Annotated in this window: 11 protein-coding genes; 4 read left to right on the plus strand and 7 right to left on the minus strand. The window is 60.7% G+C overall.

What is annotated here, in order from left to right; all coding sequences use genetic code 11:
• Positions 1 to 804 carry an N-formylglutamate deformylase gene (gene hutG / locus ACYASU_RS21495; protein ID WP_463583975.1) on the plus strand — a complete coding sequence of 268 codons (804 nt, stop codon included), beginning with the start codon at positions 1 to 3 and terminating at the stop codon, positions 802 to 804.
• A 198-nt stretch (positions 805 to 1,002) separates the two neighbouring features.
• On the opposite strand, the gene ACYASU_RS21500 is transcribed toward hutG, so the two are convergent.
• Positions 1,003 to 3,336 carry a heavy metal translocating P-type ATPase gene (locus ACYASU_RS21500; protein ID WP_463583976.1) on the minus strand — a complete coding sequence of 778 codons (2,334 nt, stop codon included), beginning with the start codon at positions 3,334 to 3,336 and terminating at the stop codon, positions 1,003 to 1,005.
• Between the two features lie 84 nt (positions 3,337 to 3,420).
• On the opposite strand from ACYASU_RS21500, the gene cadR reads away from it, so the two are divergent.
• Positions 3,421 to 3,879 (plus strand): Cd(II)/Pb(II)-responsive transcriptional regulator, encoded by a 459-nt coding sequence (cadR, locus tag ACYASU_RS21505; protein WP_122533975.1) that lies wholly within the window; start codon positions 3,421 to 3,423, stop codon positions 3,877 to 3,879.
• Between the two features lie 118 nt (positions 3,880 to 3,997).
• Here the strand turns inward: cadR and ACYASU_RS21510 are convergent, their stop codons facing one another.
• The 3 genes from ACYASU_RS21510 to lgt form a co-directional block, all read right to left on the minus strand.
• Complete coding sequence (locus ACYASU_RS21510; RefSeq protein ID WP_463583977.1) at positions 3,998 to 5,446, minus strand: catalase; 1,449 nt, start codon at positions 5,444 to 5,446, stop codon at positions 3,998 to 4,000.
• A 183-nt stretch (positions 5,447 to 5,629) separates the two neighbouring features.
• Positions 5,630 to 6,463 (minus strand): thymidylate synthase, encoded by an 834-nt coding sequence (locus ACYASU_RS21515; RefSeq protein WP_074889717.1) that lies wholly within the window; start codon positions 6,461 to 6,463, stop codon positions 5,630 to 5,632.
• Positions 6,464 to 6,536: 73 nt separating this feature from the next.
• Positions 6,537 to 7,343, minus strand: a complete 807-nt coding sequence (lgt, locus tag ACYASU_RS21520) for a prolipoprotein diacylglyceryl transferase (protein WP_463583978.1) — start codon at positions 7,341 to 7,343, stop codon at positions 6,537 to 6,539.
• Positions 7,344 to 7,610: 267 nt separating this feature from the next.
• On the opposite strand from lgt, the gene ACYASU_RS21525 reads away from it, so the two are divergent.
• On the plus strand, positions 7,611 to 8,357 hold the full coding sequence (locus ACYASU_RS21525) for an NRDE family protein (protein WP_463583979.1): 747 nt from the start codon (positions 7,611 to 7,613) through the stop codon (positions 8,355 to 8,357).
• Positions 8,358 to 8,490: 133 nt separating this feature from the next.
• On the opposite strand, the gene ptsP is transcribed toward ACYASU_RS21525, so the two are convergent.
• Both ptsP and ACYASU_RS21535 read right to left on the minus strand, forming a co-directional pair.
• A complete protein-coding gene (gene ptsP, locus ACYASU_RS21530; protein WP_122533979.1) occupies positions 8,491 to 10,770 on the minus strand; it encodes a phosphoenolpyruvate--protein phosphotransferase in 2,280 nt (759 codons plus the stop codon).
• Between the two features lie 21 nt (positions 10,771 to 10,791).
• The gene (locus ACYASU_RS21535) at positions 10,792 to 11,271 is read right to left on the minus strand and encodes an RNA pyrophosphohydrolase (RefSeq protein ID WP_062379340.1); all 480 of its coding nucleotides are present in this window, start codon (positions 11,269 to 11,271) and stop codon (positions 10,792 to 10,794) included.
• A 166-nt stretch (positions 11,272 to 11,437) separates the two neighbouring features.
• On the opposite strand from ACYASU_RS21535, the gene ACYASU_RS21540 reads away from it, so the two are divergent.
• On the plus strand, positions 11,438 to 12,094 hold the full coding sequence (locus tag ACYASU_RS21540; RefSeq protein WP_463583980.1) for a histidinol-phosphatase: 657 nt from the start codon (positions 11,438 to 11,440) through the stop codon (positions 12,092 to 12,094).
• An 81-nt stretch (positions 12,095 to 12,175) separates the two neighbouring features.
• Here the strand turns inward: ACYASU_RS21540 and ACYASU_RS21545 are convergent, their stop codons facing one another.
• Positions 12,176 to 12,604 carry a DUF2269 domain-containing protein gene (locus ACYASU_RS21545; protein WP_463583981.1) on the minus strand — a complete coding sequence of 143 codons (429 nt, stop codon included), beginning with the start codon at positions 12,602 to 12,604 and terminating at the stop codon, positions 12,176 to 12,178.
• Positions 12,605 to 12,998: the final 394 nt, after the last annotated feature.

Below are 12,998 nucleotides of genomic sequence, written 5' to 3' on the forward strand. Positions count from 1 at the left end.
GTGGACAAGGTTCTGAGTTTCACTCGCGGTCGCGTACCGCTGCTGATCAGCATGCCGCACCCGGGACTGCACCTGACGCCCGCCGTGCGGGACGGTCTGGTGGATGAGGCCGTGAGCCTGCCGGACACCGACTGGCACATTCCGCGTCTGTATGACTTTGCGTCTGATCTGGGGGCAAGCGTGCTCTCGGCGGAATATTCGCGCTTCGTCATCGACCTCAATCGTCCGTCCGACGACACGCCGCTGTACGCCGGCGCGACCACCGGGCTGTTCCCGTCGACACTGTTCGAGGGCGATCCGCTGTTCAAGGAGGGTCAGGCGCCGAGCAAGGAAGAACGCGCGACTTATCTGGAGAAGATCTGGACGCCCTATCACGAGACGCTACGCGGCGAGCTTGAACGCCTGCGCGCCGAGTTCGGTTATGTGCTGCTGTTCGACGCGCATTCCATTCGTGGGCACATTCCACATCTGTTTGACGGTCGGCTGCCGGACTTCAACCTCGGCACCTTCAATGGCGCCAGCTGTGATGAAGCGCTGGCCCAGCGTCTGGATACTGCGTGCGCTGCCGCGAAGAACTACAGCCATGTGCTCAACGGGCGCTTCAAGGGCGGCCACATCACCCGCCACTATGGCGACCCGGCCAACCACATCCACGCCGTGCAACTGGAACTGGCGCAAAGCACGTACATGGACGAGTTCGTGCCCTTCCACTACCGCCCTGACCTGGCTGAGCCGACGCAGGTGGTGTTGAAAGGGCTGCTGGAAGAGATGATCGCCTGGGGACGTGAAAAGTACGGGAAGTAGACCCGGCTTGATGATTCTCATGGTGGGACCAGCTTCAGCCGGGAAGAGGCCAGTTTGAGCGCCATCAGTTTTGCGGCATTGCACCTGACGCCTTCCCGGCTAAAGCCAGTCCCACTGGATGCGCACGCGGCGTTAGTGAGACCGCCCTTAGCCGGGAAGAGGCCAGTCTGGGCACTATCAGTCTCCTGATGGTGAGCGTTACTTCTTCAACAACCGCAACCCGTTGGCCACCACCAGCAGACTGACGCCCATGTCGGCAAACACTGCCATCCACATGGTCGCCATCCCGGCGAAGGTCACCGCCAGAAAGATCAGCTTGATCACCAGCGCCAGCGCGATGTTCTGTTTGAGCACCGCCGCCGTGTCCCGCGACAGACGAATAAACGTCGGGATCTTGCGCAGGTCGTCGTCCATCAGCGCCACGTCGGCGGTTTCGATGGCGGTGTCCGTGCCCGCTGCCGCCATGGCAAAACCGATCTCCGCCCGGGCCAGCGCCGGCGCATCGTTGATGCCGTCGCCGACCATGCCCACTCGGTGATTCTGCGCGTACAGGGCTTCGATGGCTTGCAGCTTGTCGGTCGGCATCAGATTGCCCTGGGCCTGATCAATGCCCACCTGAGCAGCGATGGCCTTGGCTGTGTGCGGGTTGTCGCCCGTCAGCATCATCGTCTTCACGCCCAGCGCATGCAGTTGCTCGATGGCCTCACGGCTGCTGTCCTTCACCGTGTCGGCGACCGCAAACAGCGCCAGCGGGCCGGAGGCGTCAAACAGCAGCACCACGGTTTTGCCTTGGCTTTCCAGCGTTTCAAGTTGCGCTTCCAGTTCCGGCGAGCAATACCCGGCGTCATGCACAAGGCGGTGATTGCCCAAGTGATACAAACGCCCTTGCACCTCGCCTTTCACACCAAGCCCGGCAAGGGCCTCGAACGCCTCGACCGGCAACCGAGCGCCTTCTTGCGCCGCCTTGGCGATGGCTTGAGACACGGGGTGATCCGAGCGACCGGCCAGGCTTGCCGAGATCGCCAGTGCCTGCTCACCCAGTGACTCGTTGAGCAATACGTAATCGGTCTGCACCGGTTTGCCGTGGGTGATGGTGCCGGTCTTATCGAGGGCCAGGTAATCGAGCTTGTGGCCCATTTCCAGGTACACGCCGCCCTTGACCAAAATGCCTTTGCGCGCCGCCGCCGCCAGACCGCTGACGATCGTCACCGGCGTCGAAATCACCAGCGCACACGGGCACGCGACCACCAGCAGCACGAGCGCGCGGTAGATCCAGTCAAACCACACCGCGCCCATGAACAGCGGCGGGATGATCGCAATCCCCAGCGCAAGCGCGAACACGACGGGCGTGTAGATCTTTGAAAAGCTGTCAACGAAACGCTGGGTCGGCGCGCGAGCACCCTGGGCCGCCTCGACGGCATGGATGATCCGCGCCAGCGTCGAGTTGTTGGCAGCGGCGGTCACTTTGTATTCCAGCGAACCGGCCTGATTGATCGTGCCAGCAAAGACCTTGTCGCCTACGGTCTTCTCGACCGGCAGACTTTCGCCCGTGATCGGGGCCTGATCAATGCTCGATTGGCCGGCAACCACTTCACCGTCCAGCCCGATACGTTCGCCCGGCTTGACCCGGACGACGCTGCCCAGCGCAATATCTTTGACCTCAAGCTCTAGCCACTCGCCGTTCTGCTGCACGGTCGCGGTTTCCGGCGTCAGCTGCATCAGGCCGCTAATGGCATTGCGGGCACGGTCCAGGGATTTGGCTTCGATCAGCTCGGCGACGGTGAACAGAAACATCACCATCGCCGCTTCTGGCCATTGCCCGATCAGCACCGCACCGGTGACGGCGATGCTCATCAGCGCATTGATGTTCAGGTTGAAGTTTTTCAGGGCGATCCAGCCCTTTTTGTACGTGGTCAGGCCGCCGCTGAAAATGGCGATCAGCGCAACGATGGCGACCACCCAGGTGGGCGCGGCGTTGGTGAAGTGGATGACTTCCGCAGACAACGCCGCGACACCCGACAGCGCCAGCGGCCACCACGGTTTGTTGGCAGGTGGCAGCGAGGCTGTTTCCTTGTCGGCGCCCTCTTCGATGAGGTCCGCCTGCATGCCCAGCGAGCCAATGGCGTCGCGAATGGGATCGGTGGACGGCAGCTCATGCCACACGCCCAGCACGCGATTGATCAGGTTGAATTCAAGCTTCTGAATGCCCTTCATCTTGCCGAGCTTGTTCTGGATCAGCGTCTGCTCGGTGGGGCAGTCCATGGCTTCGATGCGGAAGCTGCTCAGTTTTCCATCGGCATTTGATGCGCCATCGATGGTCACGACGGCGGGCGCGCTGTCGTGGGAGCAGCAGGCGTGGGCGGCATGGTCGTGCACGGGCGTGAGTTTGGTTTGCTCGTGTTCATGACCGGCGTGATCGTGCCCAGCGTGATCATGGGCGGAATGGTCATGCCCTGCGTGATCGTGCTCGGCATGGTTGTGCGAGTCGTGGGCAGGTTTGTGCGATGAAGATGTGGGTACAGAGTCACTCATGGATTGAGTCTCTAAATGTGCGTGTTGCCAAGTGAACACCCTGTAGCCACTATAGGGTCAAGCGTCCTTATCGAGATCGTGCACATGAACCCTTCATTTAAAATCGGCGAACTGGCAAAACTCACGGACTGCCCGGTGGAAACCATCCGCTATTACGAGCGCGAGGGCCTGCTCAGCGAACCCGCGCGCAGCGACGGCAACTATCGGCTGTACACCCAGGAGCACGTCGAACGCCTGACGTTCATCCGCAACTGCCGCAGCCTGGACATGACGCTGGACGAGATCCGCAGCCTTCTGGCGTTGCGCGACAGTCCGCGGGACCAGTGCGAGAACGTCAACGCGCTGATCGACGAACACATCCAGCACGTGAACGCCCGCGTCGCGAGCCTGCAAGCGCTGCAGGAGCAACTGGTCGACCTGCGCCAACGCTGCAGCGAAGGGGCGCCGGATCACTGCGGGATTCTTGATCGACTGGAGATCAGCGGGAGTGTCGTGGCAGCGGACGTCGAACACTCCCACGTAGGCCGCAGCCACGGGCATTGAGAGGCTAAATGCGGCTTTTAGTAGGACCGGCTTCAGCCGGGAAGAGAGCAGTCTGCGCACCATCACTTTTGCGGTGAGGCATCCGACGCCTTCCCGGCTAAAGCCGGTCCCACAGGGGTCAAGCGTTGTGAATACGCTCAACCGCCGCGGCGACCCCAATCCCGTACTCGGGATCAGCCATCGAGCAATGCTCGATGTGCAGCTGAATGATCGGTGCCGACACGCCGCGCAGCGAGCGGGCGGTATTGTCGAACAGCGACTGTTTCTCCCGCGCGTTCATCAAACGGAACAGGTTGCCTGGCTGCGAGTAGTAGTCGCCATCCACGCGGTGGTTCCAGTGAGCGGCCGCGCCTTCGATCGACAACGGCGGCTCTCTGAAATCCGGCTGCTCCTGAAACGCACCCTTGGTGTTCGGCTCGTAAGAGGTCATGCCGCCCCGGTTGCCGTCGACGCGCATCAGGCCGTCGCGGTGGTAGCTGTTCACGTGCAGCGCCGCCCGTGGCGAGTTCACCGGGATCTGATGGTGGTTGACGCTCAAGCGGTAGCGCTGGGCATCGCCGTAGGAAAACAGCCGACCCTGCAGCATTTTGTCAGGCGAGAAGCTGATGCCGGGCACCACGTTGGAAGGCGCGAATGCCGCCTGCTCGACGTCAGCGAAGTTGTTCTCCGGGTTACGGTTCAGCTCGACCACGCCCACTTCGATCAGCGGGTAATCGCCCTTCGGCCAGACCTTGGTCAGGTCGAACGGGTTGATAGGGTACGAGCCTGCCTCCTTCTCCGGCATGATCTGCACGAACAGCTTCCAGCGCGGGAAGTTGCCCTGCTCGATGTTTTCGTACAGATCGCGGTGATGGGACTCACGGTCACGGCCCACCAGTTCCTGCGCTTCTGCGTCGGTCAGGTTGGCGATGCCTTGTTGCGAGACGAAGTGAAATTTCACCCAGAACCGCTCGTGCTGTGCGTTGAGGAAACTGTAGGTGTGGCTGCCGAAACCGTGCATCTCGCGGTAGCTGCGGGGAATGCCGCGCTCGCTCATCACGACAGTCACCTGGTGCAGCGCTTCCGGCAGTTGAGTCCAGAAATCCCAGTTGTTCTCGGCACTGCGCATGCCGGTGCGTGGGTCGCGTTTGACGGCGTGGTTCAGGTCAGGAAACTTCATCGGATCGCGCAGGAAGAACACCGGCGTGTTGTTGCCGACCATGTCCCAGTTGCCTTCCTCGGTATAGAACTTGAACGCGAAACCGCGAATGTCGCGCTCGGCATCGGCGGCACCACGCTCACCGGCAACGGTGGAGAAACGGGCGAACATTTCAGTGGACTTGCCGATCTCAGAGAAGATTTTTGCACGGGTGTAGGGAGTGATGTCGTGGGTGACGGTGAAGGTGCCAAAGGCGCCGGAACCCTTGGCGTGCATGCGACGCTCGGGGATGACTTCACGATCGAAATGGGCGAGCTTCTCGAGGAACCAGACATCCTGCAGCAGCGCGGGGCCGTGAGGGCCGGCGGTCTGGATATTCTGGTTATCGACTACAGGGGCGCCGAAAGCGGTCGTCAGTTTGTTGCTCATGCGTGTTTCTCCACCAAGGATACTGGCGGGCGACCTCTGTTAAGGCCGCCCTGTGTCTGTCCGATGGGGAGAACGATAGGGAAATCGACGCGTTTAAGCTCATTGTCACTGCGCACTGGGCGGATAGGGGATTTCAATCGATTGCCGATTGATCAATAGCCTCCGCTCATGAGCGCAGCAGGATTACACCGCTACCGGCGCCTTGATGCTCGGATCCGCGTCATAACCCACGATCTCGAAGTCTTCGAAGCGATAGTCGTAGATGCTCTCCGGGCGGCGCTTGATGTTCAGCTGCGGCAACTGTCGAGGCGTGCGGGTCAGCTGCGTCGCGATCTGCTCTTCGTGGTTGGAGTAAGCGTGGGTGTCGCCCAGGCTGACGATGATCTCGTGGGGGATCAGGTCGCATTGCTGAGCCAGCATGTGGGTCAGCAGCGCCAGCGCAGCGATGTTGTAGGGCAGTCCGAGGAAGACATCGGAGCTGCGAATATACAACTGCATCGACAGCTTGCCGTCGGCCACGAAGGCCTGGTAAAGCAAATGGCACACCGCAAGCGCCTGGCGCCCGGCCTTGACGTTCTCCTGCGGCGACAGCTTCTCGTCTGGCAGGTATTCGGTATTCCAGCCATGGAACAGGATGCGGCGGCTGTTGGGGTTGTTTTTCAGGCAGTCGACCATGTAGTCGATCTGGTTGATCTTGCCGCCATCCTTGGTCGGCCAGCCAGTCCACTGGGCGCCGTATACCGGGCCAAGGTCGCCGTCTTCAGTGGCCCACTCGTCCCAGATGGTCACGCCGTTTTCGTTGAGCCATTTGGTGTTGGTGTTGCCGCTGAGCATCCAGATCAGCTCGTTGGCGATGCTCTTGAAGTGCAGCTTTTTGGTGGTCAGCAGCGGGAAGCCATCAGCCAGATTGTGGCGAATCTGCCGACCGAACACGGCAGTGGTGCCAGTCCCGGTGCGGTCGCCCTTGCGGGTTCCGTTGTTGATGACGTCCTGCAGCAGTTCAAGGTATTGCTTCATGACCAGAGGCCCTCTGTTTCGGTGAATCCGCCGAACCCTTCAGGTCCGGCGTTCAGCAAATGTACCCGGCGCGTCACGCCGCAGCGTTGTTGGCAGTGGGCGCGCGGTGGTAGGCAAGCCAGATCAGCACCAGGCCGCCGATGATCATCGGCAGGCTGAGGATCTGCCCCATGGTGACCCAGCCCCAGGCCAGATAACCCAGCTGGGCGTCCGGCACGCGGACGAATTCCACCACGAAGCGGAAGATGCCGTAGAACAGCGCGAACATGCCGGAAACGGCCATGGTCGGACGCGGCTTGCGGGAGTAGAAATAAAGAATGACGAACAAAGCCACGCCTTCCAGGGCGAACTGGTAGAGCTGTGACGGGTGGCGTGGCAGTTGCGCAGGGTCGGTGGGGAACACCATGGCCCAGGGCAGATCAGTCGGCTTGCCCCACAGCTCGGCGTTGATGAAGTTGCCGATGCGCCCGGCACCCAGACCAATCGGCACCATAGGGGCGATGAAGTCCATGAGCTGGAAGAATGACTTGCCGTTGCGCTTGCCGAACCAGTACGTCGCGATCATCACGCCGATGAAGCCACCGTGAAACGCCATGCCGCCCTTCCACACCTCAAAAATCAGCAGCGGGTTGGCGATGTAGTTGGGCAGGTCGTAGAACAGCACGTAACCGAGACGCCCACCGACGATGACGCCCATGGCGACCCAGAAAATCATGTCCGAGAGCTTTTCTTTGGTCCACGTCGGGTCGAAGCGATTCAGGCGACGGGATGCCAGGTACCAGGCACTGCCGATACCGACCAGGTACATCAGGCCGTACCAGTGAATTTGCAGCGGACCGATGGCCACGGCTACCGGGTCAATCTGCGGGTAAGGCAGCATTGCGACTCCTTGAAATAGAAGCGCTCATTGAGCGACGAAGCAGAACTATGCGGCGGCGGTAGCAGGTAGTGCCACCCAATAATGATGAAATCTGGTGCAAGAGCGACCGCGATGAAACCCCTCGCACGCCGACGATGTCGCCACGCACGGCGCGGACATCTCTCAAAAACAGTGCGGCATGTTACCGGACCGCGCCAATCCGCTCTAGCAGCGTGCGATGGATGTCGGCGTGCGGGGTGGGTAAAGTGGCGCAAAAAGGAGTCATCCATGTGCCTTATCGTCTTCGCCTGGCGGCCATCTCACGCTCAGCCGCTGATTCTGGCGGCCAACCGTGACGAGTTCTACGCCCGCCCTACTCTGCCGCTGGCGCAGTGGGAAGACGCGCCGCAGGTCTACGCCGGGCGCGATCTTGAAGCGGGCGGGACATGGCTGGGCATCAATGCTGACGGACGTTTTGCCGCTCTGACTAATATCCGCGAACCGGGCAAACCGCCTGGCCGCCGTTCGCGGGGCGAATTGGTTGCTCGTTTTTTGACCAGCGATGTGTCCATTGATGAGTATTTGAGTGAGATCGCGACGCGGTCGTCTGAGTACGGTGGGTTCAACCTGCTGGTGGGTGATCGTCAGCAGTTGCATTTTCTCAACGGGAACGATCCGGTACCCCGCCGTCTGGAAGCGGGCGTTTACGGGGTGTCCAACGCAGGGCTCGATACGCCGTGGCCGAAACTGGTGAAAGCCAAAGCGGCGCTGTCTGAACATTTGGAGAATCCAGACACTGAAGCGCTGTTTGGCTTTCTCATCGATCACGCGCCTGCGCCAGAGGCTGAACTGCCGAGCACCGGCGTAGGCCTTGCGACGGAAAAGTTATTGTCGAGCGTGTTCATTGCCAGCCCAAATTACGGCACGCGGGCGAGCACGGTGTTACTGGTCAATGCGGATGGCAGCAGGCGCCTGATCGAGCGCAGCTTCGGGCCGTGCGGCGGGAGATTGGGTGAGGTGGATCTGCAGGTTTAGCCTGCATCAAGGTTTTAGTAGGACCGGCTTTAGCCGGGAAAGCGTCTTGTGTCACGCCCAACATCCTAGGGTGTTCAAGCCGGCCTCTTCCCGGCTAAAGCCGGTCCCACTAAAAGCAGCGCAGCGCCAGCCGTCAATGCCCCTTCACAGACCCCGGATTGATCATCCGCGACAGGCCCAGATTTCTCAGCGCCAGCTGCAACGAGCTGCTGATCACTTGCGGGTTGTCGTTCTTCATCAACTGGGCCAGCAGGTCCTTGGCCATGCTCAGGTTGATCTGACGCAGCATCCACTTCACTTTCGGCAAATTGGTGGCGTTCATCGACAGGCTGTCGAAGCCCATCGCCATCAGCAGCACCGCCGCCGCAGGATCACCCGCCATCTCTCCGCAGATGCTCACCGGCTTGCCTTCGGCATGGGCATCGCGCACCACGCTCTGCAAGGCCTGGAGCACAGCCGGGTGCAGATAGTCGTACAAATCCGCCACCCGCGGGTTGTTACGGTCGACCGCCAGCAGATACTGGGTCAGGTCGTTGGAACCGACAGACAGGAAATCCACCTGACGCGCCAGCTCTCGGGTCTGATAGACCGCCGCCGGCACTTCGATCATCACGCCCACCGGCGGCATCGGCACGTCGGTGCCTTCGTCGCGCACTTCGCCCCAGGCCCGGTGGATCAGGTGCAGCGCTTCTTCGGTTTCGTGGGTGCCGGAAATCATCGGCAGCAGAATCCGCAGATTGTTCAGGCCTTCACTGGCCTTGAGCATGGCGCGGGTCTGCACCAGGAAGATTTCAGGATGATCCAGCGTGACGCGAATGCCACGCCAGCCGAGGAACGGGTTGTCTTCCTTGATCGGGAAATACGACAGCGACTTGTCACCGCCGATGTCCAGCGTTCGCATCGTCACCGGTAGCGGATGGAAAGCCGCCAGTTGCTCACGGTAGATGGCGAGCTGTTCCTTCTCGCTCGGGAACCGCTGCTGAATCATGAACGGCACTTCGGTGCGGTACAGGCCAACGCCTTCCGCGCCTCGCTGTTGCGCGCGGGCCACGTCTGCCAGTAGACCGGTGTTAACCCACAGCGGCATGCGGTGGCCGTCGAGGGTCACGCAGGGCAATTCACGCAGCGCGTCGAGGCCTTGAGAAAGCTGACGCTCCTCTTCGACGACGACGGAGTACTGCTTGATCAGGATCTCGGACGGGTTGGTGAAGACCTCGCCGTGATAGCCGTCGACGATCAGCTGGATGCCATCGACTTTCGAGTACGGCAGGTCCACCACGCCCATGACCGTGGGAATGCCCATGGCTCGGGCCAGAATGGCGACGTGGGAGTTACCCGAGCCGAGTACCGAAATCAGACCCACCAACTTGCCTTCCGGCACCTCGCCGAGCATGGCGGGCGACAGCTCTTCGCTGACCAGAATGGTGTTGTCGGGGTAGACCAGGGTTTGTTGACGCGCTTCCTGAAGGTAGGCGAGCAGGCGGCGACCGAGGTCTTTGACGTCCGATGCGCGCTCACGCAGGTAGGCGTCATCCATCAGCTCGAAGCGTTTGACGTGCTCGTTGACCACCGAGCGCAAGGCGCCCTGGGCCCACTGGCCGGTCTTGATGACGTTGGTGACTTCACTGCCCAGCGACGCATCGTCGAGCATCATCAGATACACATCGAACAACGCGCGCTCTTCAGGACGCAATTGCGTCGCCAACTTCGCCGAAAGGGTACGCATGTCATTGCGAACGCCTTCAAGCGCAGTCTGGAACAGTTTGAGTTCAGCGGTGATATCAGAGACGGTTTTGTCCGGCACGACTTCGAGGTCAGCCGGCGGCAACATGACCAGCGCGGTACCGACCGCAGCGCCCGGCGAACCCGGCACACCGACGAATCGGGCTTCCTGAATGCCCTTGCCCTGCCGGCCCAGCCCGCGGATGGAACCGGTGGCTTCCGCGTGGGCGATGACGCCTGCGAGTTGCGCGCTCATCGTCACGAGGAAGGCTTCTTCGCCCTCGTCGAACTGGCGGCGCTCCTTTTGCTGGATGACCAGAACGCCCACAACCCGGCGGTGGTGGATGATCGGCGCGCCGAGGAACGACGCATAACGCTCTTCGCCGGTTTCAGCAAAGTAACGATAGCGAGGGTGATCGGCAGCATTTTCGAGGTTCAGCGGTTCCTCACGCGTACCGACCAGACCCACAAGGCCCTCGTTCGGGGCCATGCTCACCTTGCCGATCGAGCGCTTATTCAGGCCTTCGGTGGCCATCAGCACGAAGCGGTTCGCTTCAGGATCGAGCAAATAGACCGAGCAGACCTGGCTGCTCATGGCCTCTTTGACGCGTAACACAATAATGCCCAACGCCGCCTTGAGATCCTTGGCGGAGTTAACTTCCTGGACGATCTTGCGCAGCGTATTGAGCATGGCTCGGGGTCGAACTCCGTGTCAGTCGCGCGCCAACAGGCGCGGGGCAAGCTCTTTGAGTGCGCGGCGATATACCTCGCGCTTGAATGTCACCACCTGGCCCAACGGGTACCAATAACTGACCCAACGCCAGCCATCGAACTCCGGTTTGCCGGTCAAATCCATCCGCACCCGCTGCTCATTGGAGATCAGGCGCAGGAGAAACCATTTTTGCTTCTGGCCGATGCACAGCGGCTGGCTGTGGGTACGGACCAATCGTTGCGGCAGACGATAGCGCAACCAACCCCGGGTGCAGGCAAGAATTTCAACATCATGCCGTTCCAGCCCGACTTCTTCATTCAATTCACGGTAAAGCGCGTCTTCCGGGGTCTCCTGAGGGTTGATACCCCCCTGCGGAAACTGCCAGGCGTCTTGATTGATGCGCCGAGCCCATAAGACCTGGCCAGCATCATTTGTCAGAATTATCCCGACATTAGGGCGAAAACCATCGGGGTCGATCACGGCTACAACCTCGCAAACGCATGTCGCCGCATTGTTCCACAAAGATCGTGAAGGCAGCAACGAGGCTGGGACAGCTTATCGTGACAACTGCATTAATAGATGCGATCTCTCGGGCAAACCTCGTATTCTTGTGCTCTTTTTTCTGATAATTCAGCGAGTAAAGCCCATGCGCCTGGCCCTGTTCGACCTCGACAACACCCTTCTCGGCGGCGACAGCGATCACGCCTGGGGCGATTACCTGTGCGAACGCAGCATCCTGGACGGCGCTGCCTATAAGGCACGCAACGATGCTTTCTACCAGGACTATCTGGCCGGCACCCTGAACCTGACCGACTACCTGAACTTCAGCCTGGAGATTCTGGGCCGCACCGACATGGCGCAGCTCGACGAATGGCACCGGGAATTCATGCGCGACTGCATCGAGCCCTTGATCCTGCCCAAAGCGATGGCTCTCATCGCCAAGCACCGGGACGCTGGCGACAAACTGGTGGTAATCACGGCGACCAACCGTTTTGTCACCGCGCCGATCGTGGCCCGACTGGGCATCGACACCTTGCTGGCGACCGAATGCGAGATCGTCGACGGCCGCTACACCGGGCGCACCACTGACGTGCCGTGCTTCCGCGAGGGCAAAGTGACCCGCCTGAATCGCTGGATCGAAGAGAATGGCTTCAATCTCGATGACAGCTGGTTCTACAGCGATTCGATGAACGATTTGCCATTGCTGGAGCAGGTGGCTAATCCGGTCGCAGTCGATCCTGATGAAAAGCTGCGCGCCGAGGCCACCCGTCGCGGCTGGCCGGTGATTTCACTGCGCGATTGAAAGCCTTTGCGAGAAAGCTCGCTCCCACCGTCCTTTATCCGCAGGGACATCTGCGCTGGCGTAAGTTTGGATGACTGAGGTTTAGACCGGTTTGGCGCCCATGAGACCGGCAATCGCCACGAAGCAGACGACGCTGAAGATGGCCAGCGCCAGGGTGAAGCGGGAATTACCCACGATGACTGGCCGGCGCAGGCGATTGACTCGCACCGCCAGCCAGGCCCAGCTCAAGGCGCCGAAGAGATACAGCACACTCGCCGCCAGCAGCCAGGTCTGTCCCAGCGGCCAGCCGGCGTAGTGGACAAGCCACCAGCCGCTGATTGGCAGGGTCAACAAACACACGCCCATCAGCAGCCAGGCAAATGCCCATGGTCGTTGCATGGCGCGGTTCTGCACCTTCGCATCGCCGGCCCGACGGCCGCGCACGATCCACACGATCAACCCCAGCGCGCAGATAAACAGCAGCACCGTGCTGATGACGTGCAGGATTTTCAGTGCAGCGAAGTGTTCCATTGCGTTTGTTCCCTGTGTCTAGCGGTATTTGAAGCGTAGCAGCGGCAAAAGCAAAACTTGTGGGAGTGAGCGAGGTGGCGCTCCACCTTGCTCATGAAGGTCTCTCAGCCAACACAAAACCTGTGGGAGTGAGCTTGCTCACGAAGAGGTCATTTCAGCCGCCGGAGATTTAGCGCCTGATATGGCCTATTCGCGAGCAAGCTCGCTTGTATGGTTAGACTTGAAGGGGTGGTGGGACGAACAGTTCGCATCTGACTGCTGCAACAGTACAGACCGTGGGAGACCTCGCCCCACCCCTTCCACCAAAAGCGCCGATAAAGAATGCTTCGTTCAAGCGACGATAGAAACAAGCCTGCGCCTCTGGGTGAAACCCCTCCAAGCCGTAAAACCTTAA

It is taken from the genome of Pseudomonas sp. HP_12, assembly GCF_055283955.1.

Excerpts from the sequence above, each read along its gene's own strand:
- ACYASU_RS21500 (WP_463583976.1), bottom strand. The coding sequence starts at position 3,336 with ATGAGTGACTCTGTACCCACATCTTCATCGCACAAACCTGCCCACGAC.
- cadR (WP_122533975.1), top strand. The coding sequence starts at position 3,421 with ATGAACCCTTCATTTAAAATCGGCGAACTGGCAAAACTCACGGACTGC.
- ACYASU_RS21510 (WP_463583977.1), bottom strand. The coding sequence starts at position 5,446 with ATGAGCAACAAACTGACGACCGCTTTCGGCGCCCCTGTAGTCGATAAC.
- ACYASU_RS21515 (WP_074889717.1), bottom strand. The coding sequence starts at position 6,463 with ATGAAGCAATACCTTGAACTGCTGCAGGACGTCATCAACAACGGAACC.
- lgt (WP_463583978.1), bottom strand. The coding sequence starts at position 7,343 with ATGCTGCCTTACCCGCAGATTGACCCGGTAGCCGTGGCCATCGGTCCG.
- ACYASU_RS21525 (WP_463583979.1), top strand. The coding sequence starts at position 7,611 with ATGTGCCTTATCGTCTTCGCCTGGCGGCCATCTCACGCTCAGCCGCTG.
- ptsP (WP_122533979.1), bottom strand. The coding sequence starts at position 10,770 with ATGCTCAATACGCTGCGCAAGATCGTCCAGGAAGTTAACTCCGCCAAG.
- ACYASU_RS21540 (WP_463583980.1), top strand. The coding sequence starts at position 11,438 with ATGCGCCTGGCCCTGTTCGACCTCGACAACACCCTTCTCGGCGGCGAC.
- ACYASU_RS21545 (WP_463583981.1), bottom strand. The coding sequence starts at position 12,604 with ATGGAACACTTCGCTGCACTGAAAATCCTGCACGTCATCAGCACGGTG.